The 24,222-nt window shown below is 69.2% G+C and carries 22 protein-coding genes; 10 read left to right on the top strand and 12 right to left on the bottom strand.

Features of this window, described 5'->3' with window-relative positions; genetic code table 11:
• The first annotated feature begins 135 nt into the window (after positions 1-135).
• On the top strand, positions 136-1,143 hold the full coding sequence (locus AB0I03_RS18310; RefSeq protein ID WP_360414160.1) for an ATP-binding cassette domain-containing protein: 1,008 nt from the start codon (positions 136-138) through the stop codon (positions 1,141-1,143).
• Entirely contained in the window at positions 1,140-1,943 is an 804-nt protein-coding gene (locus AB0I03_RS18305) for an ABC transporter permease (protein WP_360414157.1), read from the top strand. The genes AB0I03_RS18310 and AB0I03_RS18305 overlap by 4 nt, the downstream gene beginning before the upstream one ends.
• A 42-nt stretch (positions 1,944-1,985) precedes the next feature.
• On the opposite strand, the gene AB0I03_RS18300 is transcribed toward AB0I03_RS18305, so the two are convergent.
• Positions 1,986-2,648 carry a class I SAM-dependent methyltransferase gene (locus AB0I03_RS18300; protein ID WP_360414154.1) on the bottom strand — a complete coding sequence of 221 codons (663 nt, stop codon included), beginning with the start codon at positions 2,646-2,648 and terminating at the stop codon, positions 1,986-1,988.
• An 80-nt stretch (positions 2,649-2,728) separates the two neighbouring features.
• Here AB0I03_RS18300 and AB0I03_RS18295 point away from each other — a divergent pair, with 80 nt between their 5' ends.
• Positions 2,729-2,992 (top strand): type II toxin-antitoxin system Phd/YefM family antitoxin, encoded by a 264-nt coding sequence (locus AB0I03_RS18295; protein WP_360414151.1) that lies wholly within the window; start codon positions 2,729-2,731, stop codon positions 2,990-2,992.
• Entirely contained in the window at positions 2,989-3,240 is a 252-nt protein-coding gene (locus tag AB0I03_RS18290; protein WP_360414148.1) for a type II toxin-antitoxin system RelE/ParE family toxin, read from the top strand. Before AB0I03_RS18295 ends, AB0I03_RS18290 begins: the two co-directional genes overlap by 4 nt.
• Positions 3,241-3,420: 180 nt before the next feature.
• Here AB0I03_RS18290 and AB0I03_RS18285 read toward each other — a convergent pair whose 3' ends face one another.
• Positions 3,421-4,329: an EamA family transporter gene (locus AB0I03_RS18285; protein WP_360414145.1), complete on the bottom strand. Its 909-nt coding sequence runs from the start codon at positions 4,327-4,329 to the stop codon at positions 3,421-3,423.
• A gap of 132 nt (positions 4,330-4,461) precedes the next feature.
• Here AB0I03_RS18285 and AB0I03_RS18280 point away from each other — a divergent pair, with 132 nt between their 5' ends.
• Positions 4,462-4,983 carry a MarR family transcriptional regulator gene (locus tag AB0I03_RS18280; protein WP_360414142.1) on the top strand — a complete coding sequence of 174 codons (522 nt, stop codon included), beginning with the start codon at positions 4,462-4,464 and terminating at the stop codon, positions 4,981-4,983.
• A 43-nt stretch (positions 4,984-5,026) separates the two neighbouring features.
• Here AB0I03_RS18280 and AB0I03_RS18275 read toward each other — a convergent pair whose 3' ends face one another.
• Complete coding sequence (locus tag AB0I03_RS18275; protein WP_360414139.1) at positions 5,027-5,938, bottom strand: MBL fold metallo-hydrolase; 912 nt, start codon at positions 5,936-5,938, stop codon at positions 5,027-5,029.
• A gap of 327 nt (positions 5,939-6,265) precedes the next feature.
• On the opposite strand from AB0I03_RS18275, the gene AB0I03_RS18270 reads away from it, so the two are divergent.
• Together AB0I03_RS18270 and AB0I03_RS18265 are read left to right on the top strand one after the other, a co-directional pair.
• Positions 6,266-7,375, top strand: coding sequence for a sugar-binding protein (locus AB0I03_RS18270; RefSeq protein ID WP_360414136.1), 1,110 nt, complete (start codon positions 6,266-6,268; stop codon positions 7,373-7,375).
• Positions 7,376-7,617: 242 nt separating this feature from the next.
• Positions 7,618-8,724, top strand: a complete 1,107-nt coding sequence (locus AB0I03_RS18265) for an LPXTG cell wall anchor domain-containing protein (protein ID WP_360414133.1) — start codon at positions 7,618-7,620, stop codon at positions 8,722-8,724.
• A gap of 73 nt (positions 8,725-8,797) precedes the next feature.
• Here AB0I03_RS18265 and AB0I03_RS18260 read toward each other — a convergent pair whose 3' ends face one another.
• From AB0I03_RS18260 to glnA, 4 genes are all read right to left on the bottom strand, one after another.
• On the bottom strand, positions 8,798-11,134 hold the full coding sequence (locus AB0I03_RS18260) for a fibronectin type III domain-containing protein (protein ID WP_360414130.1): 2,337 nt from the start codon (positions 11,132-11,134) through the stop codon (positions 8,798-8,800).
• A gap of 147 nt (positions 11,135-11,281) precedes the next feature.
• Complete coding sequence (locus tag AB0I03_RS18255; protein ID WP_360414127.1) at positions 11,282-11,590, bottom strand: AzlD domain-containing protein; 309 nt, start codon at positions 11,588-11,590, stop codon at positions 11,282-11,284.
• Complete coding sequence (locus tag AB0I03_RS18250) at positions 11,587-12,282, bottom strand: AzlC family ABC transporter permease (protein ID WP_360414124.1); 696 nt, start codon at positions 12,280-12,282, stop codon at positions 11,587-11,589. Before AB0I03_RS18250 ends, AB0I03_RS18255 begins: the two co-directional genes overlap by 4 nt.
• A 131-nt stretch (positions 12,283-12,413) precedes the next feature.
• Positions 12,414-13,838, bottom strand: coding sequence for a type I glutamate--ammonia ligase (gene glnA, locus AB0I03_RS18245; protein ID WP_360414121.1), 1,425 nt, complete (start codon positions 13,836-13,838; stop codon positions 12,414-12,416).
• Positions 13,839-14,118: 280 nt separating this feature from the next.
• On the opposite strand from glnA, the gene AB0I03_RS18240 reads away from it, so the two are divergent.
• Complete coding sequence (locus AB0I03_RS18240) at positions 14,119-14,553, top strand: RDD family protein (protein WP_360414118.1); 435 nt, start codon at positions 14,119-14,121, stop codon at positions 14,551-14,553.
• Between the two features lie 38 nt (positions 14,554-14,591).
• On the opposite strand, the gene AB0I03_RS18235 is transcribed toward AB0I03_RS18240, so the two are convergent.
• Positions 14,592-16,022, bottom strand: coding sequence for an NYN domain-containing protein (locus tag AB0I03_RS18235; protein WP_360414115.1), 1,431 nt, complete (start codon positions 16,020-16,022; stop codon positions 14,592-14,594).
• 129 nt (positions 16,023-16,151) lie between these two features.
• On the opposite strand from AB0I03_RS18235, the gene AB0I03_RS18230 reads away from it, so the two are divergent.
• Positions 16,152-17,288, top strand: a complete 1,137-nt coding sequence (locus tag AB0I03_RS18230; protein ID WP_360414112.1) for a glycosyltransferase family 4 protein — start codon at positions 16,152-16,154, stop codon at positions 17,286-17,288.
• 148 nt (positions 17,289-17,436) lie between these two features.
• Here the strand turns inward: AB0I03_RS18230 and AB0I03_RS18225 are convergent, their stop codons facing one another.
• From AB0I03_RS18225 to AB0I03_RS18215, 3 genes are read right to left on the bottom strand one after another with little or no spacing between them, the layout of a single operon-like run.
• The gene (locus AB0I03_RS18225; RefSeq protein WP_205324017.1) at positions 17,437-18,108 is read right to left on the bottom strand and encodes a response regulator transcription factor; all 672 of its coding nucleotides are present in this window, start codon (positions 18,106-18,108) and stop codon (positions 17,437-17,439) included.
• A gap of 55 nt (positions 18,109-18,163) precedes the next feature.
• Positions 18,164-19,912, bottom strand: a complete 1,749-nt coding sequence (locus AB0I03_RS18220; protein ID WP_360414108.1) for a GAF domain-containing sensor histidine kinase — start codon at positions 19,910-19,912, stop codon at positions 18,164-18,166.
• A gap of 13 nt (positions 19,913-19,925) precedes the next feature.
• Entirely contained in the window at positions 19,926-21,734 is a 1,809-nt protein-coding gene (locus tag AB0I03_RS18215; RefSeq protein ID WP_360414105.1) for an AMP-dependent synthetase/ligase, read from the bottom strand.
• 330 nt (positions 21,735-22,064) lie between these two features.
• Here AB0I03_RS18215 and AB0I03_RS18210 point away from each other — a divergent pair, with 330 nt between their 5' ends.
• Positions 22,065-23,024 carry an ROK family glucokinase gene (locus AB0I03_RS18210; RefSeq protein WP_360414102.1) on the top strand — a complete coding sequence of 320 codons (960 nt, stop codon included), beginning with the start codon at positions 22,065-22,067 and terminating at the stop codon, positions 23,022-23,024.
• Between the two features lie 56 nt (positions 23,025-23,080).
• Here AB0I03_RS18210 and AB0I03_RS18205 read toward each other — a convergent pair whose 3' ends face one another.
• Positions 23,081-24,208: a right-handed parallel beta-helix repeat-containing protein gene (locus AB0I03_RS18205; RefSeq protein ID WP_360414099.1), complete on the bottom strand. Its 1,128-nt coding sequence runs from the start codon at positions 24,206-24,208 to the stop codon at positions 23,081-23,083.
• Positions 24,209-24,222 lie beyond the last annotated feature (14 nt).

Raw genomic sequence — 24,222 nt, 5'->3', positions numbered from 1 at the left:
CGCACGGTACGGCGAACCGCCACCACAAAGGTGATGTCAAACACGCATCAGTATGACATCATGATCTCGGGTGCACGCTGCCCCGGAAACCAGAACTCGAAACCCTTCCACGACACCACTCCGAAGGAGGACGAAGTGTCGCAAGACAACGCCATCGAAACCGAGGGCCTGACCAAGCACTTCGGCGACCTCGTCGCACTCGACCACGTCGACCTCACGGCCCGGGCCGGGACCGTGCTCGGCGTCCTCGGCCCCAACGGCGCGGGCAAGACCACCATGGTCCGCATGCTCGCCACCCTCTCCCAGCCCACGGCCGGGACCGCCCGCGTGGGCGGCTACGACATCGTCAAGGACGGCGCCCAGGTGCGCACGTTCATCGGCCTCACCGGCCAGTTCGCCGGCGTCGACGAACTGCTCACCGGCGAGGAGAACCTGCGGTTCATCGGCCGCCTCCTCGGCATGCCCACCCGGGACGCCAAGGCCCGCGCCCGCGAACTGCTCGCCCAGTTCAACCTCTCCGACGCCGCCGAGAAGCCCGCGAAGGCCTACTCCGGCGGCATGCGCCGCCGCCTCGACCTGGCCGCCAGCCTCGTCGGACGGCCCCGCATCCTCTTCCTCGACGAGCCCACCACCGGGCTCGATCCCAGGGCGCGCGGTGAGCTCTGGGGACTCGTGCGCGGCCTCGTCGCCGACGGCACCACCGTCCTGCTCACCACGCAGTACCTCGAAGAGGCCGACCAGCTCGCCCACGAGATCGCCGTCATCGACCACGGCAAGGTCATCGCCACCGGCACGCCGACCCAGCTCAAGGCCAAGATCGGCGGCCAGAGCCTGCGCATCCAGCCGGAGGACCACGCCCGGCTCGACACCGTGCGCGACCTCGTCGCCGCCCGCTTCCCCGAACTCGAACCCGTGGTCGAGGCCGGGGCGATCACCGTCGGCGTCAACGACGACGGCATCATGCCGGCCCTCGCCGCCGACCTGCGCGACCGCGGCATCGCGCTCACCGAGTTCCACCTCGGACTCTCCAGCCTCGACGAGGTCTTCCTGACCCTCACCGGCCGCCGCACCGAATCCGAAGACACCGATGCCGAAGGCACCGATCTCGACAGCGCCGCCCAGACCGAGGAGCCCGCGAAATGACCGCCGCCACCATCGAAACCCCGGTGGTCCACCGCCCCGGGATCGGCGCCACCGTCAGCCAGACCCTCTCCATGGCCTGGCGGCAGATGGTCCGCATCAAGCACAACCCGTTCGAACTCGTCGACCTCAGCCTCAGCCCGATCATGTTCCTGCTGCTGTTCGTCTACGTCTTCGGCGGCCAGATGGCCGGATCCACTTCGGACTACCTCCAGTACGTCCTCGGCGGCCTCATCGCCCAGAACGCCATCTTCCTCACCATGTACACGGGCACCGGCATCAACGCCGACCTGCGCAAAGGCGTGTACGACCGCTTCCGCTCCCTGCCGATCGCCCGCTCCGCGCCGCTCGCCGGCAAGATCTTCGCGGACATGTTCAAGCAGGTCTGGTCGATCGTGGTCATGCTCGGCCTGGGCCTCCTCATGGGCTTCGAGCTGCGCACCGTGGCAGGCGCATTCCTCGCGATGCTGGTGCTCGTGGTCTTCGCGCTGGCGATCTCGTGGATCTCGGTGCTGATGGGCGTGGTCGCGGACTCGGAGGAGAAGGTCCAGATCTACGCGTTCGTGATCATCATGCCGCTGACCTTCACCTCCAGTGCCTTCGTCGACATCAACACGATGCCCGGCTTCATGCAGGCCTGGGCGAAGGTCAACCCGGTCACGCACCTCGCGGACGCCATGAGGGGCCTGCTGTCGTTCGGCCCCATCGCCCAACCGCTGATGTGGACGTTCGTGTGGGCCGTGGCGATCTTCGCCGTCACCGCCCCGCTCGCGATGCGCGCCTACAAACGCAAGATGGTCTGACAGCGAAGGGCCGCAACCGGAACGGTTGCGGCCCTTCGCCGTTCAGGCCTCCTCGGCCCCGCGCTTGCGCAGTATCAGGTGACCCGCTTCGAAGCCGCGCGTGCTGTGCGGCGAGGCCGACTCGATCAGCCGCGCCTTCTCCCGGAACCCGTGCTCCCGCAGGACGCCCGCGAGGCGGTTGGTCGAGTGCCGCCAGGCCGGCGCGACCGCGTGGTCGAACTTCCAGCCCAGCCTGGTGTCGTCGGTGTGCGCGAAGAACCCCAGCACCAGCACGCCGTCCGGCGCGAGCACCCGGTGGAACTCGGCGAACACCTCGGGCAGCCGCTCAGGCGGCGTGTGGATGATCGACCACCGCGCGAGGACGCCGCCCAACGAGGCGTCGGCGAGGTCGAGCGCCGTCATCGACCCTTCGACGAACGCCGTCCCGGGATATTCGCGGCGGGCGATCGCCAGCAGCTCGGGGGAGAGGTCGATCCCGACCGCGTCGAGACCCAGTCCGCGCAGGTGTGCCGTCACATGCCCTGGGCCGCAGCCGATGTCGGCGACCGCAGGCGGATCGACGGCCCTGGCGAGACCCGCGAACACCTCCAGCATCGCCAGGTCGAAGAGGTTCTCGCCCCAGGTCTCGCGCACGAGGTCGTGGTACTCCTCGGCCATCTTGTCGTATCCGGTCCGGGTGGTGCTCAAGAACTCTGGCTCGCTCACAGCAGCCGAGCCTACCCGCCGACCCCGCCCTGCGGCCGATGGTCTTCCCGGAAAGCTGCATGAGAGGTTACACTTTGTTGATGGCAGACACTTATTCGATCACCGAGGCTCGCAAGGAGCTCGGCGCTATCGCCCGCCGCGTGCAGCGCAACGAGCATGTGCTCATCACCGACCACGGCCAGCCCGTGGCTGCCGTCGTGCCGCCGAATCTGATCGAGGATCTGGAAGACGCCCTGGCCGTCGCCAGACTGGAGCGGGACAGGGCGCTCGGCATCGCCGCCGCCCCAGTCCCGTGGAGTGAGGCGCGTAAGGCGCTACTGGAAGCGGCGGGTCGCGGAGAATGACGTATCGGGTCGAGGTGGAACCGTCGGCGTTGTCGGCGGCGACCCGATACCTCAAAGACGATCCGGACTCGGTCGAGGCCCTGCTGGCCGCGATCGACGGTCTTGAGACCGATCCGAAGCCGATGGAGTCACGGCCTTGGGGCCCGAGCTATCGGCGAGCGCACTTCGGTGCGTGGCGTGTGCTGTATTTCCTCGATGAGGTCGAGCGCCTGGTCCGTGTCGTGAACATCGGCAAGTCGGGCTCGTGAACGCCGCTGGTCCCGTTGCCCGTGACAACGGATGGCAGATCGGCGTCAGGTGGCCGCGGCGCTAGTCAGCCACGGTCGGTGGCCGACGCTGCCGGCGGCTCCGAAAACGATGATGCGCATGGGGTGTCCTTTCGGGAACGGTGCGGCGGCCCGGCGCGATCGTGCCGGGCCGCCTCGGGATCAGATGCGGGCGAGGGTCTTCGGTTCCGGGTCGGGCTCGGGCGCGGGAGCCTTCGGCCGGTTCTGGAGCTGGGCGGCCACCGTCGCGGCCAGGGCCACGGCGAAGCCGGCGGTCTGCCAGGGCGCGAACGTCTCACCGAGGGCGAGCCAGCCGACCGTGGCGGCCGTGAGCGGGGACAGCAGGCCCAGGAAGCTCAGGGGCACGATCGAGAGCCGCCCGATGCCGCGGAACCAGAGCCAGTAGCCGAGCGCGGTGTTGACGAGCCCGAGGTAGAGGTAGCCGAGCAGGTTCGTGCCGGTCATCACCGGGATGGCGCCTTCGACCGCGAAGGCCAGGGGGACGAGCAGGAGGCCGCCCGCGGTGAGCTGCCAGCCCGCGAGGGCGGCCGGACCCGCGTCCTTCGGCATGCCCCAGCGCTTCGTGAGGGTCACGGCGATCGCCATCGAGACGGCGCCGCCGATGCCGGCCACCGCGCCGATGGTGTCAAGCTCCGCTTCGGCGGTCAGGACGACCATTCCGACGCCGCCGACGCCGGCGAGGCCCAGCAGCCAGGTGCGCAGCCGCACCTTCTGGTGGAGGATCAGCAGCGTCGCGCCCGCCGTCGCCAGCGGGCCCACGGCCGCCGCCACGGCCGCGACGCCGCCGGGGAGCCGGTAGGTCGCGATGAAGAGCAGGGCGAAGAACGCGGCGATGTTCAGCGTGCCGATCACGGCCGACTTCCACCACCAGGAACCCCTTGGAAGCCTTCGTGACAGGAGGATGAGGAGGAGTCCGGCGGGGAGCGCCCGCAGCATGGCGGTGAGGAAGGGGCGGTCGGCGGGGAGGAACTCGGTGGTCACCACGTAGGTGGTGCCCCACATGACGGGGGCGAGGGCGGTGAGGAGGAGGTCCTTGGTACTGCGGTGCATCGTGGCTCCTTGGGGTAACTTGATAAGAAGTAGATTACTCTCAAGCTACTTAAAGTCAAGATACTTTGGCTTGAGTTAGATCACCCCGAGGTACTTCAGCGACAGGAACGCAGGTGGGCCACAATGACCCTCATGACCGAAGACGCCGTGGAGCGCGACGCCGTTGACAGGATCGTCGAGCAGTGGCACCGCGAGCTGCCCGATCTCGAACTCGAATCCATGGCCCTGTACGGGCGCATCCACCGCATCTCGCAGAAGCTCGGCGCGCGGCTCCACGAGCTCCGGGCCCGGCAGGGGCTGGGGCGCAACGAATTCGACGTGCTCGCCTCGATCAGGCGGTCGGGGGAGCCGTTCACCCTGTCGCCCAAGGAGATCGGCGCGACCCTGATGCTCAGCTCGGGCGGGCTCACCGGGCGCCTCGACAAGCTCGAGGCGGCCGGATTCGTCGAGCGCCTGCCCGACCCCGCCGACCGGCGCGGCCTGAAGGTCCGCATGACCGAACGCGGCCGCGAGGTCATCGAGGAGGCCGTGCGCACCGGCGTCGACCTGCAACTCGAGACGCTGTCGGTCCTCACCGACGAGGAACGGAAGCAGCTCGGCGCGCTGCTGCGCAAACTGCACCTCGGCTTCGAGGACCAGCCCTTCGACGATTAGGCCGGTCCGCAGCCCATCGCGGCGAAGCCTGCGAGCCGCGAATTCAGCGCTGCGTCAGGTCGACGCTGTAGTCGAAGATGTCGTACACGATCACCGGAGGCGGCGGCGTCTGCGGCTGCGCCGCAGGGGCCTCCGGCTCCGGCGGCGGGGGAGGGGTCAGGGCCTTGCACCGGTCGAGGGCCGCCCGCATCGGCGCCTCGCCGAACGGGTTGTGCGCCAACGCCTCCTGCTCGGTGAGGAACCCCTGCGCCACCTCGGCGCACATCCGCGCCACCTCGGCCAGGTCCCTCGCCTGCGCCCGCGCCCACCAGTAGTCCGCCGGGTCGCCGTGCCCAGGCACCACGACCGAGGGCTTCCAGCTCAGCAGGTACTCGACCGCCTGCGGCCACTCGTACGGGAAGGCCCCGTCGTACGACGGCGGCGCGCCGTTCTCCAGCAGGTCCCCGGCGAACAGGACGCCCGCGTCGGGCACCTCGATCACCATGTCCGTGTCGCTGTGCGCCAGGCCGGCCTGGCGCAGCACCACCGTGCGCCCGCCCAGGTTCAACCCGATCGCACCGGTGACCCGGCAGTTCGGCGGCACGAGCTTCGTGCGGCCGATGCGGCGGGCCTCCTCCTCCCGGCCCTCCCTGCGATACGACGCGGCCCGGATCTTGCGGGCCTCGTCGCCGACGCGGAGGTAGTGGGCCCCGTCCCCGACCGCCCAGATCGCGGACTCGCCGAACGCGGAGGTTCCGAACCAGTGGTCGAAGTGGTCGTGCGTGTACGCCACCTGCCAAGGCAGGTCGGTCTTCTCGCGGATCGCCGTCGCGAACTCGAACCCCGCCTCGGCGTTGATGCCGGTGTCGATCACCAGGCAGCACTCGTCACCGATGACCAGTCCCAGCGTCTGGTCCAGCTCCTTCAGGCGTCGCACCCACACGCGCGGGGCCACCTCGATCCACCGATCACTCATGCCCGCAATCGTATGCGGTCCCTGCGCGATCACATCGAAGGTCATCACAGCGTCCCGGTGGGAGCGAGGCCCGTCGCTTTGCGGAGGGGCCGCCGGGAAGCGCTTCACCCGCAGGTTCTACGTTCGTTCCGGATGGTCGCGAAATCTTCGAGCACGGTCCTTGAACGCAGCGGGGGGAATAAGGCGCGATGCGCCTTCCCATCCCGTTTCGTCCCTCCTTCCAGGACACGGTTCGATCACGGAATGACCCGATTTGGCGAGCTTTCCACTCGTGTAAGTTTCGGGGGTGAAATGAGCCCCCTCCCTGTACGAAGGAGTACGTCCCCCATGCACCTCAGTCGTCGCGGCCTGTTGTACGGAACGGCAGGCGTCGCAGCCGTATCGCTCGCCGCATGCGGCAAGGGCGAGGATTCCAAGCAGCTCACCGGCTTCACGGGCATCGCCATGCCCACCATGACGTCCGACCGGTGGGTACTGGAGGGCGCCGACCTCGAGAAGCGGCTGCAGGACCTCGGTTACAAGACCATCCTCGAAAACGGCGAGGACGACATCCCCACCCAGGTCGCCCAGATCGAGTCGATGATCGAGCAGGGCGTCGAGTTCCTCATCGTCGCCGCCATCGGCAACACCTCCCTCGGCGGAGTCCTCCGGAAGGCCAAGGACGACGGCATCACGATCATCGCCTACGACCGGCTCATCCTCGAGACGCCCGACGTCGACTACTACGCCTCGTTCGACAACTACCAGGTGGGCGTGCTGCAGGCCAGCCACATCATCACGAAGCTGGGTCTCGACCAGGACACCACCGAGCAGTACAACATCGAGCTGTTCTCGGGCTCGCCGGACGACAACAACTCCCAGTACTTCTTCCAGGGCGGCCTCGACACCCTCGAGCCCTACATCTACGGCGGCTCGGTCGTGATCCCCTCCAACGAGACCGAGCTGGACGTCACGTCCACCCTGAAGTGGGACCGCAAGGTCGCGCGGACCCGGATGGCCAAGCTCCTCGAAGACCACTATCAGGACCGGCCCCTCCATGCGGTGCTCTCGCCCTACGACGGCATCAGCCGCGGCATCGTCGAGGCGCTGGTCGCGGCCGACTTCGAGCCCGGCTCTGACGACTTCCCGATCATCACCGGCCAGGACGCCGAGCTGCGGTCCCTCAAGGCGATCAAAGAGGGCACCGGCCAGACCGAGACGGTCTTCAAGGACACCCGCCTGCTCGCCGAGATCGCCGTGGACATGGTGAGCGCGATCGTCGACGGCTCGAGCCCCGACGTGAACGACCGGGGCACCTACGACAACGGCTTCAAGTTCGTCCCCTCCTTCCTGCTCGACCCGGTCGACGTGACCGTCGAGAACTACAAGGAGGTCGTCGTCGACTCGGAGTACGCCACCGAGGAAGCGATCGACACCGCCCCCGCGGACGTGGACTGAGCGCGCGCATCTGACGGACAAAGCGGCGACGGCCGGGCGTTTCGCCCGGCCGTTTCCCTGTGCTCACTCGGTTCCGTTGCGCCACTTCTGGTCACCGTCGACCCGTTACGCGATCGTTATGCGACCTCTCCTCGCGCGGCGGCGTGTCTCCTTTGGTAAGTTGCCGAAGCCGGACGAGCGCTCACACCCTCGGCCGCGCGGCTCCGAATCCCCCCAAAGCAATTGCCATCCTTAGGAGAACCATGAACCGTACCCTCAAGCGGGTGCTGGGACTGAGCGGTAGCGTCGTCCTCGGCCTCGCAGGAGCGGTCACCTTCGCTTCCGCCGCCCAAGCCCACCACCCTGAGATCAAGGGCACTGTCGACTGCGCCGATGACGGCGGCTGGACCGTGACCTGGCAGGTCACCGACTGGGATGACGACGACAAGACCGCAGGCACGATCACCTCCGTCGACGCTGAACTCAACGAGGACTCCGAGATCAAGGTCGGCGCCCCGCTGCCGGGCATGAACTCCGGCGACTACCTGGAAGGGACCCAGGACTTCGCAGCCGACGTGCCCTCAGCCGAGATCACGATCGCTGCTAAATGGGAGTACGACGGCAAGGTGTTCGAGGACACCAGGACGGGCAAGGTCGACGCGCCCATCGGCGGCTGCACCGAAGAGCCTCCGGCCGAGCCGGAGCCTGTGGTCGAGGCCTATGGCGGGTACGACTGCTTCAGCGTCTACGTCGAGGCCAACAACCTGAACGAAGAGGCCCTCGCCGAGTTCACCTTCGTCCCGAGCAACGGCGACCCGATCTCGTACACCCCCGAGGTGGACGAGTGGTTCTGGGAGGAGTTCCTGGTCGAGGACGCCGCGGCCGGTCTGACCGTTGACATCCTCGTCGACGGTGAGCTCTACGAGACCATCACCTGGCACGACAATCCGCTGTGCCACTACGCGTCCGTCGAGGTCGACTGCGAGTCCGGCCTGACCTACACCCTCACTGTCCCCGCCGACGGTGAAGAGATCACCTTCTACTTCTACCCGAGCTACAACGAGGAAGAAATCGTCGAGGTCGTCGCCCCCGGTGACTCCAAGACCGTTAACTTCCCGCCGGTCGACAACGAGGAGTTCGTCGTCTACTGGTACATCGAATCTCCGAAGGACGCCGCCTCCGGCGACAATTCGTGGACCCCGTGCGACGAGGAGACCCCCTCGCCGAGCGACACTCCGTCCGCTCAGCCGCAGCTGCCCACCACGGGTAGCTCGATGACGATCATGATCAGCTCGGCCGCCGCGCTCATCGTGGCCGCCGCCGCCATCTTCCTGATCATGCGTCGCCGCCGCGCCGCGCAGGACTGGTAGCAACACCCGGAGCCTGACTGAACGGCTCTGACGAACGGGGGCCGCGCGAATGCGCGGCCCCCGTTTCGTGCGCTCAGAGGGTGAAGGTGACCTCGTCGGTGCCCGTCCCGGCCGCGTTCTCGATCGTCACCTCGACGGTGAACGTGACGCCCTCGGTGCCACGGAACGAGGACACGGTGCAGGGCTTCTCCACCATGATCTGGTACACCTGGGTCGTATCGCCGTGGGTCTCGCGGTCGTAGTTGTGTGTGGTTTCGAAATCGCAGGTGATCGTCCCGCCGCCGTCCTCGGCGGTGACGTCCAGCCTCGCGGACGCGCCAGAGGTCGAGCGCACTTCGATGGCAACAGTCGGAACTGCAACGGTGGAGGCGGAGCCGGTCGTCTGCTGTGATTCGCCCGCTGCGTTGACCGCGGCCACGCTGACTTCGACGGTCTCGCCGTCTGCGAAGCCGTCGAGCAGCACCTTGGTGCCGGTGACGTCCTGGCTCTCGCCGTTGGCGGTCACCACATAGTGATCGATGGGCCGACCATTCGATTCCGGCTGGCCCCATTCGGCTTCGACCGTGCCCGCCGTGTCGACCTCGGTCGTCACCTCGAGGCTGCCTGGAGCGTCGGGGACGTTGTACGGGGTCACGGAGGGGGACTGCGGAGAGGGCTCGGCCGCCGCGCCTCCCGCGAGCGTGCGCACGGTGAACATGTATCCGGTCCCGTACCTGAGTTCCCCGGCGGTGAACGTGTGGGAGGTTCCGGCGGTCTCGGCCATGACCTGGCCGCTGCCGTCGCCGCCGACGGACTCGATCTGGTATCCGGTGACGGCCGGACCTTCGCTTCCCGCCGCAGGCCAGGACAGGTCGACCGTCCCGTCAGCGTTGGCGACGGCGCTCACCGAAGCGACCGGATCGGGAAGCGCCGAGGTCGGGACGATCGGGAGCGAGGTCGCGGCGGGTCCGCTGCCGATCGCGTTGTGGGCGGTCACTGTGAAGGTGTAGGCCTGCAAGTTGGTGAGCCCGTCGACCTCGAGCGAGCGCTGGTTCGGGGCGACCTCCCAGGTCCTGCCCGCACCTTCGATGACGTACTTGGAGATCGCGGAGCCGTTTCGGGAGGCCGCATTCCATGACAGCGAGACCGACCTGTCACCGCCGACGCCGGTGAGGTTCGTGACGGCGCCGGGAGCCGAGGGTTCAGCCGCTTCACCGCCCTCTTCGGACTCCGAGCCCTCGCCTTCGTCGCCGTTGCCTTCATCGCCTGGCTCGTCTTCCGCTTCGGGCGGCGGGGCGTTGCCGCCGAGGATGTCGTCGCGGTCCTTCTCGGCCTGCCGCGCGTTCCCGTTCGCGGACACGACCACCGCCGCGTTCGTGTTCAACGCATTCGCGAACAACGTGTCACCGGTGTGGTACATCTCCACCGGACCGCCGCCCGCATCGATCTCGATCCGGTCCAGCTCCTTACCGTCCAGGTCGTACACCCACACCAGACCCGACGCACCATCGGGCACATAGATCCGCTGATGGAACTCCACCGACGCACCCAGCAGGTTCGACGGGGCCGCCGCGATCGCGAACCGCTGCGACTCCTCATCGTTCACCGTGATCACCGACGGCGGGTCCGTCACGGTCACCGACGCGATCGTCCCCGGACTCGTCTCCGCCGTCTCCGCCGGACCCGCAAGCTCGACATCGGTCACCGACCTGCGACCATCCGAACGCAGCGTCGTCATCTGCTTCGCCGTCGAGTTCAACACCGCCACACCGTCACCGAGCACCGTCAGCGCCAACTCCTGGCGCGGCTCGGCCACGACCTCCGTCGCCACGGTCTTCGCGCCCTGGTCCTTCGGCTCGATCTGCACGATCGTGCCCTCACGCGGCACACCCACCCACAACTTCCCCGACTTGTCGAACGCACCACCGGTGAGCCCGGCCGGGAACTGCAACGGGTCACCGATCGCCGCGAGCGTGCTCGGATCCACCTGGTTCACCAGGCCCTGCGTCTGATCGATGATGAACGCGCCCTCGTCATGCAGAGCGAGACGGACGCCTTCACCGGGAGTGGTCTCGGCCGAGCCGGTGAGCGCGAGTGTCGTCAGGTCGATGGCCGAGACCTTCCCCGAGACGATCTCGCGCAGGAGGAGGTGCGAGTCGGTCTGCACGATCTGGACGGCGTTGCCGGCGGCGTCGGTCAGTTCGAAGCGCGCGTCGGTGGCGGCGGTGAGGCCGTTGACCCGGGCGATCTCACCGGCCGGGGTCGTCCACAGCCACAGGCTCTCGTCCTCCAGCTCACTGTCGCGGCTGAACGCACCCGTCCCCAGCAGCGTCGCCACCAGCGCGCCGACGAGTACCACCGGCAGGCCTATCGCTATGAGCAGACCTTTGACGTTGAGGCGTCGATGGGCGAACGGTGCCGAGAGAGGCATGGGGAGTCCTTCGCGCGCGGAGGGGGGAACGCAGGTGCGTCTGGGACAAGTGGGGTCGGTGATACACCACAAGGGACGTGGCGCATGACCGGACCCCCATGGTAGCGAAGCGCTTCCACCACTCCCCGAAAGGGGTTTTGTCCTACGTCAGGCGATGCCGCCGAGTCGGAGCAGCGCCGTCGTGCCGGCCGCGGCGATGACGACGATGAGGATCGGGGCCCTGCGCCAGGCGAGGAGGCCGCCGACGAGGACGCCGGCGGGGAGGGCCCAGCCCGCGAAGCCGCCGTCCGCGAACAAAGCGCCGGTGATCACGAGGGCCGCGAGGACCACGATGGCGCCGCGCTTCATGAGGATCTCCGACTGCTCGGAGACGTTGATGCGGCTGCGCATGAGCGGTCCGGCGAGGCGGACCAGGAAGACGCCGACGGCGAGGGCGAGCACTGCGGTCATGGTCATGCCGCGTCCTCCTTCGGTTTGCGGCGCGGCCAGGTCGCCAGGAGGCCGAGGAGGCCCAGCAGGACCGGGATGCCGGTGGGCAGGAACGGCGCGGTCGCGGCGGCGACGGCCGCGCCGACCAGGGCGGCCAGGAGCGTGTCGCGGTCCTTCAACGCGGGCATCACCAGCGCGAGCAGCAGCGCGGGGAACGCGGCGTCGAGGCCGAACACGTTCGGGTCGGGGATGAAGCCGCCCGCGAGGACGCCGATCACGGTGCCGGCGTTCCAGGCGACGAACATGGTCAGGGTGGTGATCCAGTACGCGGCCTTCGCGCGCTGCCGGTCGTCGCCGGCCGCGAGCGCGAACGCGGTCGACTGGTCGATGAGCATGAAGGTGCCGAGAAAGCGGGTCCACCACTTGTCCCAGTAGAGGTTGCCGACGGCGAGGCCGTAGGGGATGTGCCGCAGGTGGACGAGCACGCCCGCGGCGAGGCCGGCGATGACGCCGCCTCCGGCCATGACGACGGCGAGCATCGCGAACTGGGAGGTGGCCGCGAACGTCAGGAAGGACATGGCGACCGGGATCCACCAGGGCAGCCCGGCCGAGGTGGCCAGGGCGCCGAAGGAGACGCCGACTATGCAGATGCCGATCGACATCGCGAGGGCGTCGCGGAAGACGGCCCGGTCGCGTTCGGGTAGGAAGCGGGGAGGCACCGGGCGAGTATCCCTCGCGGCGTCCGGGGTGAACAAACGTTCAAGGGGCGCGGCAGGTGCATCACACACCCGCCGCGCCCCTCGAGCACTGCGTACTACGCCTCGTAAGCCGTCCCTTTTGGTACTACTCGTTACACTTCGTAGTACAGGTCGAACTCGTGCGGGGTCGGGCGGAGGCGGATCGGGTCGATCTCGTTCTCGCGCTTGAAGGAGATCCAGGTCTCGATCAGGTCCGGGGTGAACACGCCGCCCTCGGTGAGGAAGTCGTGGTCGGCCTCGAGGTTGTCGAGCACCGCGTCGAGCGAGCCGGGGACCTGCTGGATGTCGCCGTACTCCTCCGGGCCGAGCTCGTAGAGGTCCTTGTCGACCGGCGCCGGCGGTTCGATCTTGTTCTTGATGCCGTCCAGGCCGGCCATGAGCATGGCCGAGAACGCCAGGTACGGGTTGCTCGACGGGTCCGGCACGCGGAACTCGACGCGCTTGGCCTTCGCGTTGGAACCGGTGACCGGGATGCGGGTGCACGCCGAGCGGTTGCGCTGCGAGTAGACCAGGTTCACGGGGGCCTCGAAGCCCGGCACCAGGCGGCGGTAGGAGTTCACCGACGGGTTGGTGAAGGCCAGCAGGCTCGGGGCGTGCTTGAGCAGGCCGCCGATGTAGTGGCGGGCCGTGTCGGAGAGGCCGGCGTACCCGGTCTCGTCGTAGAACAGCGGCTCGCCGTTCGCCCACAGCGACTGGTGGGTGTGCATGCCCGAGCCGTTGTCGCCGAACAGGGGCTTGGGCATGAACGTGACCGTCTTGCCCGCCTGGGTGGCGGTGTTCTTGATGATGTACTTGAACTTCTGGACGTCGTCGCCGGAGTGCAGCAGCGTGTCGAAGCGGTAGTTGATCTCCGACTGGCCCGCGGTGCCGACCTCGTGGTGGGCGCGCTCGATGGTGAGCCCGCCCTCGATGAGGTTGGTGACCATGCGGTCGCGGAGGTCCGCGAAGTGGTCGACGGGGCCGACCGGGAAGTACCCGCCCTTGTGGCGCGGCTTGTAGCCGAGGTTCCCGCCCGGCTCGTCGGCGCCGGTGTTCCAGGCGCCCTCGATCGAGTCGATCTCGTAGAACGCCTGGTTCGCGGTCTGGTCGAAGCGGATCGAGTCGAAGATGTAGAACTCGGCCTCGGCCCCGAAGTACGCGGTGTCGGCGATGCCGGAGCCGGCCAGGTACTGCTCGGCCTTCTTGGCGACGTTGCGGGGGTCGCGGCTGTAGGCCTCGCGGGTGAAGGGGTCGTGGACGAAGAAGTTCAGGGCGAGGGTCTTCTGCTCGCGGAAGGGGTCGACGAACGCGGTCGCCACGTCGGGCAGCAGCAGCATGTCCGATTCGTGGATCTCTTGGAAGCCGCGGATCGAGGAGCCGTCGAAGGCGAGGCCCTCCTCGAGGAGGTCGTCGTCGAAGGACTCGGCCGGGATGTTGAAGTGCTGCATGACGCCGGGCAGGTCGCAGAAGCGGACGTCGATGAACTTCACGTCGTTGTCGCGGACGTAGCCGAGGAGCTCTTCAGGGCTGGAGAACACGAAGGTATTCCTCTCGGTAGGTGAGTGCCGGCGGGTCCGGAAAGGCCGGTTCCCCCGTCAGCCGTACTCAGGGCCGGCTCGCAAGCTTCGCCGGGCAGGCCGACCTCGCTGTCGACGCCTAAGCTTATTAGGCGAAACGCTAACCTCGATCAATTGCCCCACCGTAAATCAAATGTTTCGTACGTGTTACTTGCGTTGTTCAGGTCTGTTCCACATTGACCGAAACCACTGCTCACGGCGGCGCACAAGCCACCTTTCGGGCCGCCAGTAGACTCGCGCCATGACGAGCGAACGCAGTGCGAACTCCTCCCGAACCACCGGCGCAGGCCAGGATCTGGCGACCCTCGGTGCGCGCTTCGTTGCACTGTTCATCGACTGGATCGCCTGCACGGTCGTCGCCGTCGTCCTGACCTGGTTCGACCTGGTCACCGCCGACCCCTTCGGCCAGGCGCTGGTGCGCGCGGTGCTCTTCGCCGCGTACTGCACGGCCCTGCTGGCCTTCGGCACCCAGACGCTCGGCATGTGGCTCATGCGCATCGCGTGCGTCTCGGCCGATCACGGCGGGCCGATCGGGCCCCTGCGCTCCCTGGTCCGCGCGGTCCTGCTCTCGCTGGTGCTCCCGGCCCTGACCGCGCTGGCCCACCCCTACCACCGCGGGCTGCACGACCTCGCCGCCGGCTCGGTGATGCTGAAAGTGTCCCCGCGCCGGCCGTAGACCCGCTGCGTCAGCTCCGCTGCAACCAGCGGCTCTACTCAACTCCGCTGCAGCCAACGGACGAGCAGCGGCGACGGCACCGGGTAGGCGCCTTCGCGCCGGACCCGCGTCGCGACCTCCTGGTCGGAGGACACGACGATGACCGGCCGGCCTTCGGGTTCGACCCGGGCGAGCTCGACCACCACGTCGTCGGCGATCTGGCCCTTGGCGCTGAACAGGACCCGCACGCCGCGGGCGCCCGGTTTGGCGCCGAAGATCGCGTCGGCGCCGTCGAAGACCACGGTGATCTCCGCGTTCGTCTGCGCCGCGACCGCCCCGAGGCCGTGCACGAGCCGGTTGCGCTGCTGCTCGAGCGTCAGCGTCTCGCCCCAGGCCGAGATCGTGACGTTGTAGCCGTCGACGATGAGGTGCGGGTTCGGCAGCGACAGCAGGTGGTCCAGGCGCTGCGGATCGGTCTGGTCGAGGCCCCGCGAGCCCTCGGCGGTGCGCTCCTCGGGTTCGTCGCAGAGTTCGTCGGCGATGTAGTCGGCGGGCCGTTCCGCGACCGGTTCGAGCCCCAGTTCGCGGCGCAGGCCCGTGGCCGTGCCAGAGAGCGTCTCCATGAGCAGCCAGAGCCGGGCCGAGGTGAGCCGCTCGTGCTCCCTGTCGGCCTTGCGAACGCGTTCGAGCTGCGCCTTCAACGACTCGACCTCCGCTTCGATGCGGCGGCGTTCGGATCGGCGCTCGGTGTCGAGGTGCTTGAGGCGGCCCCGTTCGGCGGCGAGGTCGCCGGCGGCCTTGGCGGCCCGGTCCTCGGCGTCCTTCAGGTCGCGGCGGGCCCGCCGCAGCTCCTCCTGCAGGACCGCGGCGGCCGACCGCTGCTCGGCGAGCGCCCCGCGGAGCTTCCCGTTCTCCTTCTCCAAGGACGCCAACCGCTTCGCGTCGCCTTCGGTGGTGGTCTCGGCGGCGGGGGCCTCCGGGGCCTCGGCCACGGCCTGGGTCGCGGTGGCGATGAGGTCGCGCCAGCCTTCGGGCCGGATCAGGTACGCGAGCGCGGCGACCTCGGCCGGGTCGGCCATCGGCGAGACCTCATCGCCGTGGGCGATGGCCGCGATCAGCGGCGAATCGGTCGTGGTGAGCACCTCGGCCAGGCCCTCGCGGAACGCGGCGTCGGCGGCGAGCGCGACGACGAGCTCGGGTTTCGCGAGCTTCGCCCGCTTGACCGGACTGAACTTGAGGAAGCGTCGGAGCCGGGCCGGAACCCTCCCCGGGCCGAGCCCCGGCATCGCCACGGCGGCGATCTCGACGGCCCTGCGCCGCACCGGTTCCGAGAGGAAAACGGCCGGGCCGTCGCTGTCCTGAACGGCACCGCCCGACGACTCGGCCCCAGGTTCGGCGGGGTCCTCTTCGGACGCCCCGTCCGCACCGCCCCCGTCCCCGGAGGCCGTCGGTTCAGGGCCTTCGTCGCCGCTTGCCTGGCCGCTCAACATAGGCACCAGTGTGCCACCGCCGTCACAGGCGGGGACTGCCGACCGCGGCTCTTCACTCCCTGGTCATGCGGATCGCAGCGCGCGTCCGGACCCGCGTGTCAGACTGGTCGGATCATGTAGGGGGTCATGATGAGCCGGACACTGCTGGTGACGAACGACTTCCCGCCCCGCCGGGGCGGCATACAGACCTTTGTGCACGGCATGGCCTTGCGGCTGCCCTCCGACGACCTGGTGGTCTACACCTCGACCTCGCCCGGCTGGGCCGAGTTCGACGCCGTCCAGCCCTTCACCGTCGTGCGCGACCGCAGCACGATGCTCGTGCCCACCCCCCGGGTCGCCCGCGCCGTCACCGCCGTCGCCCGCGAGCACCGCTGCGACCGCGTCTGGTTCGGCGCCGCCGCACCCCTCGGCCTGCTCGCGGCAGGTCTCAAGCACGACACCGGGATCGAGCGCGCCATCGCACTCACCCACGGGCACGAGGTCGGCTGGGCGATGATGCCCGGCACGCGCGGCGCCCTGCGGCGCATCGCCGAATCGCTCGACGTCATGACCTACCTGGGGGACTACACGCACCGGCGCATCGCGCCGGTCGCCGGGCACCTGACCCGGCTGGAGCAGTTGACGTTCGGCATCGACACCGAGACGTTCCATCCCGGCGTGGACGGTTCCCTCGTGCGCGAACGGCACGGCCTCCAAGGCCTGCCGGTCATCGTGTGCGTCTCGCGGCTCGTGCCGCGCAAGGGCCAGGACATGCTCATCGCGGCCCTGCCGCATGTGCGCGAGCAGGTGGGCGCGGACGTGCGGCTCCTCATCGTCGGCCAGGGCCCCTATGAGGCGCGGCTGCGCGCGCTCGCGCGGATGCACGGCGTGCAGGAGCAGGTGGTCTTCACCGGCGGCGTGCCCGAGCACGAGCTGGCCGCGCACTTCGCGGCCGGCGACGTGTTCGCGATGCCGTGCCGCACGCGCCGCCGCGGCCTCGACGTGGAAGGGCTCGGCGCGGTGTTCCTGGAGGCGGCCGCGTGCGGCCTGCCGGTGATCGCCGGCGACTCCGGCGGCGCACCGGACACGGTGCTGCACGACCGGTCCGGGTGGGTGGTCGACGGCCGCGACCTCGGCGAGATCACCTTCCGGCTCTCGCAGGTCCTCGCCGATCCCGCGCTGGCGCGAACGTTCGGCGAGGCCAGTCGCGAATGGGCCCTGAGCGAATGGACGTGGGACCGGCAGGCCGGCAGGCTCGAGGGCATGTTGTACGGCGAGACGGTCTGAGGGGCGCGGCGCGGGCGCGGCCGGCTTTCGGCCGTGCGGCATGCGTAGGGGATGCCCCGTACCCACCCGCTCCACCTCCGACCAACCGAAAAGGACCACACTCCCACAAGGGTCCGACAATCCGGTGTCAGCGCAGGTCAAAGGCGCTTTAGAACTTCGGCTGGTCCGGGGCTTCCAGGAGGCCGAGCTTCAAAGCGGTCATGAGCGCCTGGGCGCGGTTGCCCGCACCGAGCTTCTCGTAGAGCTTCGAGATGTGCGTCTTCGCCGTCGACTCCGAGACGTACAGCTGCTTCGCGATCCCGGCCACCGAGAGGCCGTCCGCGAGGAGCTTCAGCACCTGGGACTCGCGCGGCGAGAGCTGCGGGCCCGTCGGGGTCAGCCGCCGCTGCATCGCCTCGGCCAGGTCCGCGGCGCTGAACGCCGTCGGGTTCGCCGCCGCGTGCCGCGCCGCCGAGACCACGTCGTTCGCCGGGGCCGACTTCGGCACGAACGCCGAAGCGCCCGCGTCCAGGGCGCCGAACAGCTGGTCGTCGCCCGCGTACATCGTCAGCACCACGATGCCCATGTTCGGGTGGGCCTTGCGGAGCTTGCGCGTCGCGTCCAGTCCCGAGCCGTCGGGCAGGCGCAGGTCCATGATCACCACCGACGGCATGAGGGAAGCGGCATGCCGGAGTGCGTCCGCGGCGGTGTCGGCCTCGCCGACCACCTCGAACTCGGGGTCGCGGTCGAAGGCATGCCGGAGACCCTTGCGGATCAGGTCGTGGTCGTCGACGATGAGCACGGTCGTCTGACCGGTCGTCTCCTGCGCCTCAGCGTTCATGTCGTCTCTCTCCTCATTGGCTGCCACGGCCACGCAAGGCCTTGCTTGCAAGCCTTCAGTTGTTGTCGCGGTCGGGCCGTCGGGCCGGCTGTTCAGTTCTCGCAATGCGGTCGGCGGCCGCCCAGGCGGCGGAACCGGGCCGCGGGGTCTCGGCCCGGGGCGTCGGTCGTGCCCCGGCGTTGAGCACCACCGCCACGGTCGTCCCGTGCGGCTGGTGCGGCCGGATCTCCAGTGATCCGCGGATCCGCTCCGCCCGCTCGCTCATGATCGCCAGTCCGTAGCGCCCCTCCGAAGCCTCACCGGAGAGGCCCTGGCCGTCGTCGGTCACCTCGATGCGCGTGTAAGGCGGGTCGACCTCGCACGTCACCCACAGATTCTCGGCCCGGGCATGCTTGCGGGCGTTCGTGATCGCCTCCTGCGCGATCCGCAGCAGCTCCGCCTCGGTACTCGCGGGGAGCCTCGCCCCGCCCTCGTCGAGCGACAAGTGCACCCTGAGGCCGGCGGAAGCGCCCACAGTACGAGCATAGTCCGCGATCGCGGAGGCCAGACCGCCCTGACGGTCGACGTTCGACCGCAGTTCGAACAGGGAGAACCGCAGCTCGGTCACCAGCCGCGTCACCTCCGAGCGCAGGTCCTCCAGCTCGCCCTTCGCCTCCCCGGCGTCGGCCGGCAGGATCGCCATGGCGTTGTCGATGCCGTAGCCGAGCATCGCCAGCTCCTGGGCGATGCCGTCGTGGATCTCGCGGGCGAGGCGCTGGCGCTCCTCTGTGGTCGCCATGGACCTGACGTCCTCGAACAGCAGGGCGGTCTCCAGGCGCAGGGCCGCGCCCTTGGTGCGGTCCTCGGCGGCGGTGATGGCCTCGGGGCCGAACGCGGCCGGGTCGTCGGATTCGATCGCGACGAGGCCCACGGTGCGGCCCTCGGCGACGAGCGGGATCACCAGGGACGCCACGGGCCCTTGGGTCGAGCGCGAGAGCGGCACCTGCCCGGCCTGCGGTTTCTGGCCGGCCCAGGCGTCGGCGAGGAGCGAGTTGAGCTGCGGGGAGGTCTCCCAGTCGACGCGTTCGTCGGCGTGCTGGGCGAGCACGACCAGGCGTCTGCCGGAGGCCGCGGAGAGCACGGCGGCGCGGGCGACGCCGGGGATCCGGGAGGCGGTGTCGACGATCTCGGTCGCGATCCCGCCCGGGTCCAGGGTGGACCCGGGCAGTTGGCGGGCGACGACGCGCAGCTGCGTGAGCAGTGCGGCCGCTTCCGCGTACGGCAGCTGCGAGTGGTGCAGGTCCGAGGAGCGGGAGCGGCGCATCCACCATGCGCCGACGGCCGAGGCGAGCCCGAAGGCGAGCGCGATGGCGACCGTGGTCACGTAGGTGCCGCGGTCGTACGCGGAGACCCGCGGGGTCTGCGCGATGAGGCCGATCGCGGCGACGGCGACGAGCACGGGCGGGCCCCATGCGCGCATGCGGCTGTGCCGGTCGTCCTCGCCGGTCGTGTCGGCCGCGTCGAACGCGGCCGTGGCGAACGGCGCGATGAGGTACGGCAGCATCCAGGGCGGCAGCCCGTCGGTGGCGAGCGTGCCGAGCACGACGACGGCGACCTCGGCGAGCTGCCCGGCGGGAGCCAGGAGCCGGTGCCGGGGGAGCACGACGCCGGGCAGCGCCGCGAGCGCCAGGATGCCGCACCAGGTCAGGGCGTCGGCGAGCCCTTCATTGGCCCAACCGAAGACCGCGACCAGCGCGAACAGCACGCCCCTCAGCGCGACGGCGGGCAGTCGCCACTGGCGCTCCAGCACCGCCTCATCGCCCATGCGGGCACCTCGCTTACTCGTTTCGTTGCGCTTTCGCCGTGTCGTAGAGCGCGTTGATCTCGCTTGAGTATTTTTCCATGACGACGTGTCGTTTGACCTTGACCGACGGGGTGATTTCCCCGGCGTCCTCGCTCAGTTCGACCGGCATGATCCGGAACTGCTTGATCTGCTCTGCCCGCGACACCGTGCGGTTGGCCTCGTCGACCTTCTCCTGGAGTTCGGCGCGCAGCTCGGGGTCCTCGGTGAGGGCGCTGATGGGCGTCTCCGGGTCCTTGTCGTGGCGGGAGAGCCAGTCGCGGAGCATCTCGCCGTCGAGGGAGATGAGGCAGCCGATGTAGGGGCGGCCCTCGCCCACGACCATGGCGTACGCGATGAGCGGGTGGGCGTCGAGGATCTTCTCGAGCGGTCCGGGGGCGACGTTCTTGCCGCCCGCGGTGACGATGATGTCCTTCTTGCGGCCGGTGATGGTGACGTACCCGTCGTCGTCGATCTCGGCGATGTCGCCGGTGGAGAACCAGCCGTCGGCGTCGAGGACCTCGGCGGTGGCGGCGTCGTTGTTCCAGTACCCGGGGAATACCTGCGGGCCCTTGGCCTGGAGTTCGCCGTCCTCGGCGACGCGCAGGGCGGTGCCGGGGGTGGGGCGGCCGATCGAGCCGACCTTGATGGCGGTCTGGAGGTTGAGCGAGAGGACCGGCGAGGTCTCGGTGAGGCCGTAGCCCTCGTAGATGGTGACGCCGGCGCCGCGGAAGAAGTGCCCGAGCTCGGGGCCGAGCGCCGCGCCGCCGGAGACGGCGGAGGTGCACTCGCCGCCGATCGCGGCCCGGATCTTGGAGTAGACGAGCACGTCCCACAGCTTGTGCTTGAGCTTGAGCATCAGGCCCGGGCCGCCCGGCTTGTCGAGGGCGCGGCTGTACTCCTTGGCGACGACCGAGGCCTTCTCGAAGAGGTGGCCCTTGCCGCCGTCGACGGCCTTCTGGTACGCCCCGGCGTAGACCTTCTCGAACACGCGGGGGATCGCGAGCAGCGTGGTCGGTTTGACCACGGGCATGATCGCGGTGAGCTTGGTGCGGTCGGCGTGGGCGATGGTGGTGCGCGATTCCATCCCGGCGAGCTGGAGGATGCGGGCGAGCACGTGGGCGAGGGAGAGGAACAGCAGCATGCGGGCGCCGTCGTAGAGGACGCCGGGCACCTCGGGGATGACGTTGCGGATGTCGGCCAGGAGGTTGCGGTGGGTGAGCATGCAGCCCTTGGGCTTCCCGGTGGTGCCGGAGGTGTAGACGATGGTGCACAGGTCGTCGGCCTTGCGGCTCGTGCGGCGCTCCTCGATGTCCACGTCGGCGTCGGCGCCGAGCGCCCCGAGGGCGTCGAGCGCGCCGTCGTCGATGGTCCATACGTGCTTGACCTGGGTGCCGAGGCCTTCGACCATCGCGGCCATCTCGGTGTCCTCGCAGATCACTGCGACGGAGCCGGAGTCTTCGAGGATGAACTTCGCCTGGTCGGCGGAGGAGGTCTCGTAGATGGTGACAGTGACGGCGCCGGCGGCCCAGATCGCGTAGTCGAGGAGGGTCCACTCGTAGCGGGTGGCCGACATGAGGGCGACGCGGTCGCCGGGCTGGATCCCGGCCGCGGCCAGGCCCTTCGCGGCGGCGATGACCTGCTCGCGGAACTCGACCGACGTGACGTCCTGCCAGGTGGCACCGTCGTCGAACGAGCGCATGAAGAGGATCGAGGCGGGGTGGTTCTCGGCCGCGTCCCACAGCGCGGTGAGGGTGTTGTCTTCGTCGGGCACAGTCACCACGGGGGGGACGGCGAACTCGCGCATGGAAAGGCTCCGTTCAAGACGCCATGTTCACGGCTTTGTAAAGTGGCTCACAGCTCATGTTACCGGTGGGTCAACTTCCAATGGAAGAGGGACTGTGAGGCAGACCATGATGCTAAGGGCAGCTTAGCGGAGCAGGAGCGGGACCGTCGAACGCACGCTGAGGGACTGTCACGCAAGCGACCCTCTCCCCTCGCGCCCGGTGATACCTTCGCCGAGGGGGACGGAACGGCCGATTTCATCTCCAGGTCATCGCGCTGTAAAGTCCTCGGTGGCCCGCAGCGTCGCGCGGCATCCCACGCCTCAAACCGTGAACCGCTGGAGGGTACAGCAGTGAGTCTGACTATCGGGGTCGACATCGGGGGCACGAAGGTCGGCGGCGGCCTCGTCGACGAGCACGGCAACGTCCTCGCCACGTCCCGGCGCCCCACCCCAGCGGACGACACCTCCGGCGTCATCCAGGCCGTCAAGGAAGTCGTCGACGAGCTGCGCACCGGCCGCGAGGTCGAGGCCGTCGGCATCGGCGCGGCGGGCTGGATCTCCTCCGACCGCTCCACGGTGATGCTCGCCCCCAACCTCTCCTGGAAGGACGAGCCGCTGCGCGACAAGGTCGCTGCGGCCATCGACCTCCCCGTCGTCGTCGAGAACGACGCCAACGTCGCCATCTGGGGCGAGCACAAGTACGGCGCCGCCAAGCGCCACCGCTCCTCCGTCCTCTACACGATCGGCACCGGCGTCGGCGGCGGCATCGTCGTCAAGGACAACCTCCTGCGCGGCACCAACGGCGTCGCGGCCGAGATCGGCCACATCCGCTCCGTGATGCCCGGCGGCCGCGACTGCGGCTGCGGGCGCAACGGCTGCCTCGAGCAGTACGCCTCCGGCCGGGCCCTGACCCGCGCCGCCCAGGAGGGCGCCGCCGAGCACCCCGAGAAGGCCGCGGTCCTCCTCAAGCTCGCCGGCGGCGACCCCGAGTCGATCACCGGCCGCCAGGTCACCGAGGCCGCCCGCCAGGGCGACGAGGTCGCCCTGAGCGCCTTCGACTTCATCGGCTTCTACCTCGGCAACTCCGCCGCGGACATGGTCAACCTCATCGACCCCGGCGTCATCCTCATCGCCGGCGGCGTCGTGGACGCGGGTGATCTCCTCCTCGACCCGATCCGCAAGCACTACAAGGAGGCCCTGGCCAGCCGCGCCCAGATCCCGGTCGCCGAGGTCCGCGCCGCCGAGCTCGGCTCCAAGGCCGGCGTCATCGGCGCGGCCGACCTCGCCCGCCACCGCGAGATCGTCCCCTAAGGACACCGAACGAAACAGGGCCGGAGCGATCGCTCCGGCCCTGCGCTCGTGCCGCGTCAGCAGATGTTCCGCGAGCCGTTGCCGCTCAGGGTCCAGTTGGTGTTCTCACCGCACGGCGACTCCCGCACCGAGGTGTTGTCCACCCGCAGCGTGATCCAGATGTCGCGGTTGTTGGCGAACTCCGAGCGGGCCGCGAGGCGCACCTCGCCGCCGCCGTTGACCGTGCCGCCCCTGATGGAGACGTTGTAGCAGTTCTCGATCAGGATCGAGTTGTTCCCGTTGTTCGCCAGGTCCACGTTCTTGATGACCACGCCGCCGGACTGCGAGACGCAGAAGACGCCGCGCCCGCCGCCTCGCGAGATGACGTTGTCGACGTAGATGTTGGTGCTGTACGAGCCGTTCGACAGCCGGCCGTTGGTGTTCGCCATCCGGAACGTCGCGTAGCCGGTCCCGGCGGCGACGTTGTTGCCGTCGACCGTGCCGACCCAGCCGTTGCGCGAGTTCTGGATGAGCAGGCCCGACTGGCCGACGTTCCGTGCCGTCACCTTGGTGATGTTGAAGCCGTCGATGTTCCAGGTCTCGACGGCGTGGCTGCCCGCGCCCGACACGTAGATGTCGTTCATGGTCACGTTGTAGTTCCAGGCGGCGTCGCGGTCGAACCGGATGCCCAGGCCGCCGCTGAGGGTGAGGTCGATGTCGCCCAGCTTCAGGCCGTTGGTGCCGGAGAACCGGAGGCCGAAGTAGGGGTTGCCGCTCATCTTCAGGTACGCGATGTTGACATTGGTGGTGTTGATCGCCTCGATGGCGCCGCGGCCGGAGCGGTTGCCCACGGTGATCATGCCGCAGCCTTCGAAGGTCTTGCCGCTCTGGATGGTGATGGTGCTGGCCCCGATGTTGCCCGAGGCCATCACGGCGACGCGCTGGCCGCTGGAGATGGTGTCGACGCCGGCCTGGACGGCGGCGCGGTAGTCGCTGCCGGAGTAGACGGTGGTCGAGCCCTCCTTGGTCACGTAGGCGCCGCTGGAGCCGGTGACGGTGGCGTGGGGGGAGTTGGCGCCGCAGGCGGCCTGGGCGACTGCGGCGCCGTCGAGTACCGGGAGGGCGACGGCGCCGGCGGCGCCCACGAGGAAGGCGGCGGCGGTCGCGACGAGGGTGCGGAGTCTTCGCGTCGGTGCGAGGGACATTGGTGCTCCTGTGC

This window comes from Glycomyces sp. NPDC021274 (assembly GCF_040641195.1).
Classification (GTDB): Bacteria; Actinomycetota; Actinomycetes; order Mycobacteriales; family Micromonosporaceae; genus Glycomyces.
The sequence above is the reverse complement of the archived record's forward strand: the minus strand, read 5'-3'. Positions and strand labels throughout refer to the sequence as shown.

What these genes read in the sequence shown, in the direction of transcription:
- AB0I03_RS18305 (WP_360414157.1), top strand. Translation starts at nt 1,140, where the DNA reads ATGACCGCCGCCACCATCGAAACCCCGGTGGTCCACCGCCCCGGGATC.
- AB0I03_RS18295 (WP_360414151.1), top strand. Translation starts at nt 2,729, where the DNA reads ATGGCAGACACTTATTCGATCACCGAGGCTCGCAAGGAGCTCGGCGCT.
- AB0I03_RS18290 (WP_360414148.1), top strand. Translation starts at nt 2,989, where the DNA reads ATGACGTATCGGGTCGAGGTGGAACCGTCGGCGTTGTCGGCGGCGACC.
- AB0I03_RS18285 (WP_360414145.1), bottom strand. Translation starts at nt 4,329, where the DNA reads ATGCACCGCAGTACCAAGGACCTCCTCCTCACCGCCCTCGCCCCCGTC.
- AB0I03_RS18280 (WP_360414142.1), top strand. Translation starts at nt 4,462, where the DNA reads ATGACCGAAGACGCCGTGGAGCGCGACGCCGTTGACAGGATCGTCGAG.
- AB0I03_RS18275 (WP_360414139.1), bottom strand. Translation starts at nt 5,938, where the DNA reads ATGAGTGATCGGTGGATCGAGGTGGCCCCGCGCGTGTGGGTGCGACGC.
- AB0I03_RS18270 (WP_360414136.1), top strand. Translation starts at nt 6,266, where the DNA reads ATGCACCTCAGTCGTCGCGGCCTGTTGTACGGAACGGCAGGCGTCGCA.
- AB0I03_RS18265 (WP_360414133.1), top strand. Translation starts at nt 7,618, where the DNA reads ATGAACCGTACCCTCAAGCGGGTGCTGGGACTGAGCGGTAGCGTCGTC.
- AB0I03_RS18260 (WP_360414130.1), bottom strand. Translation starts at nt 11,134, where the DNA reads ATGCCTCTCTCGGCACCGTTCGCCCATCGACGCCTCAACGTCAAAGGT.
- AB0I03_RS18255 (WP_360414127.1), bottom strand. Translation starts at nt 11,590, where the DNA reads ATGACCATGACCGCAGTGCTCGCCCTCGCCGTCGGCGTCTTCCTGGTC.
- AB0I03_RS18240 (WP_360414118.1), top strand. Translation starts at nt 14,119, where the DNA reads ATGACGAGCGAACGCAGTGCGAACTCCTCCCGAACCACCGGCGCAGGC.
- AB0I03_RS18235 (WP_360414115.1), bottom strand. Translation starts at nt 16,022, where the DNA reads ATGTTGAGCGGCCAGGCAAGCGGCGACGAAGGCCCTGAACCGACGGCC.
- AB0I03_RS18230 (WP_360414112.1), top strand. Translation starts at nt 16,152, where the DNA reads ATGAGCCGGACACTGCTGGTGACGAACGACTTCCCGCCCCGCCGGGGC.
- AB0I03_RS18225 (WP_205324017.1), bottom strand. Translation starts at nt 18,108, where the DNA reads ATGAACGCTGAGGCGCAGGAGACGACCGGTCAGACGACCGTGCTCATC.
- AB0I03_RS18220 (WP_360414108.1), bottom strand. Translation starts at nt 19,912, where the DNA reads ATGGGCGATGAGGCGGTGCTGGAGCGCCAGTGGCGACTGCCCGCCGTC.
- AB0I03_RS18215 (WP_360414105.1), bottom strand. Translation starts at nt 21,734, where the DNA reads ATGCGCGAGTTCGCCGTCCCCCCCGTGGTGACTGTGCCCGACGAAGAC.
- AB0I03_RS18205 (WP_360414099.1), bottom strand. Translation starts at nt 24,208, where the DNA reads ATGTCCCTCGCACCGACGCGAAGACTCCGCACCCTCGTCGCGACCGCC.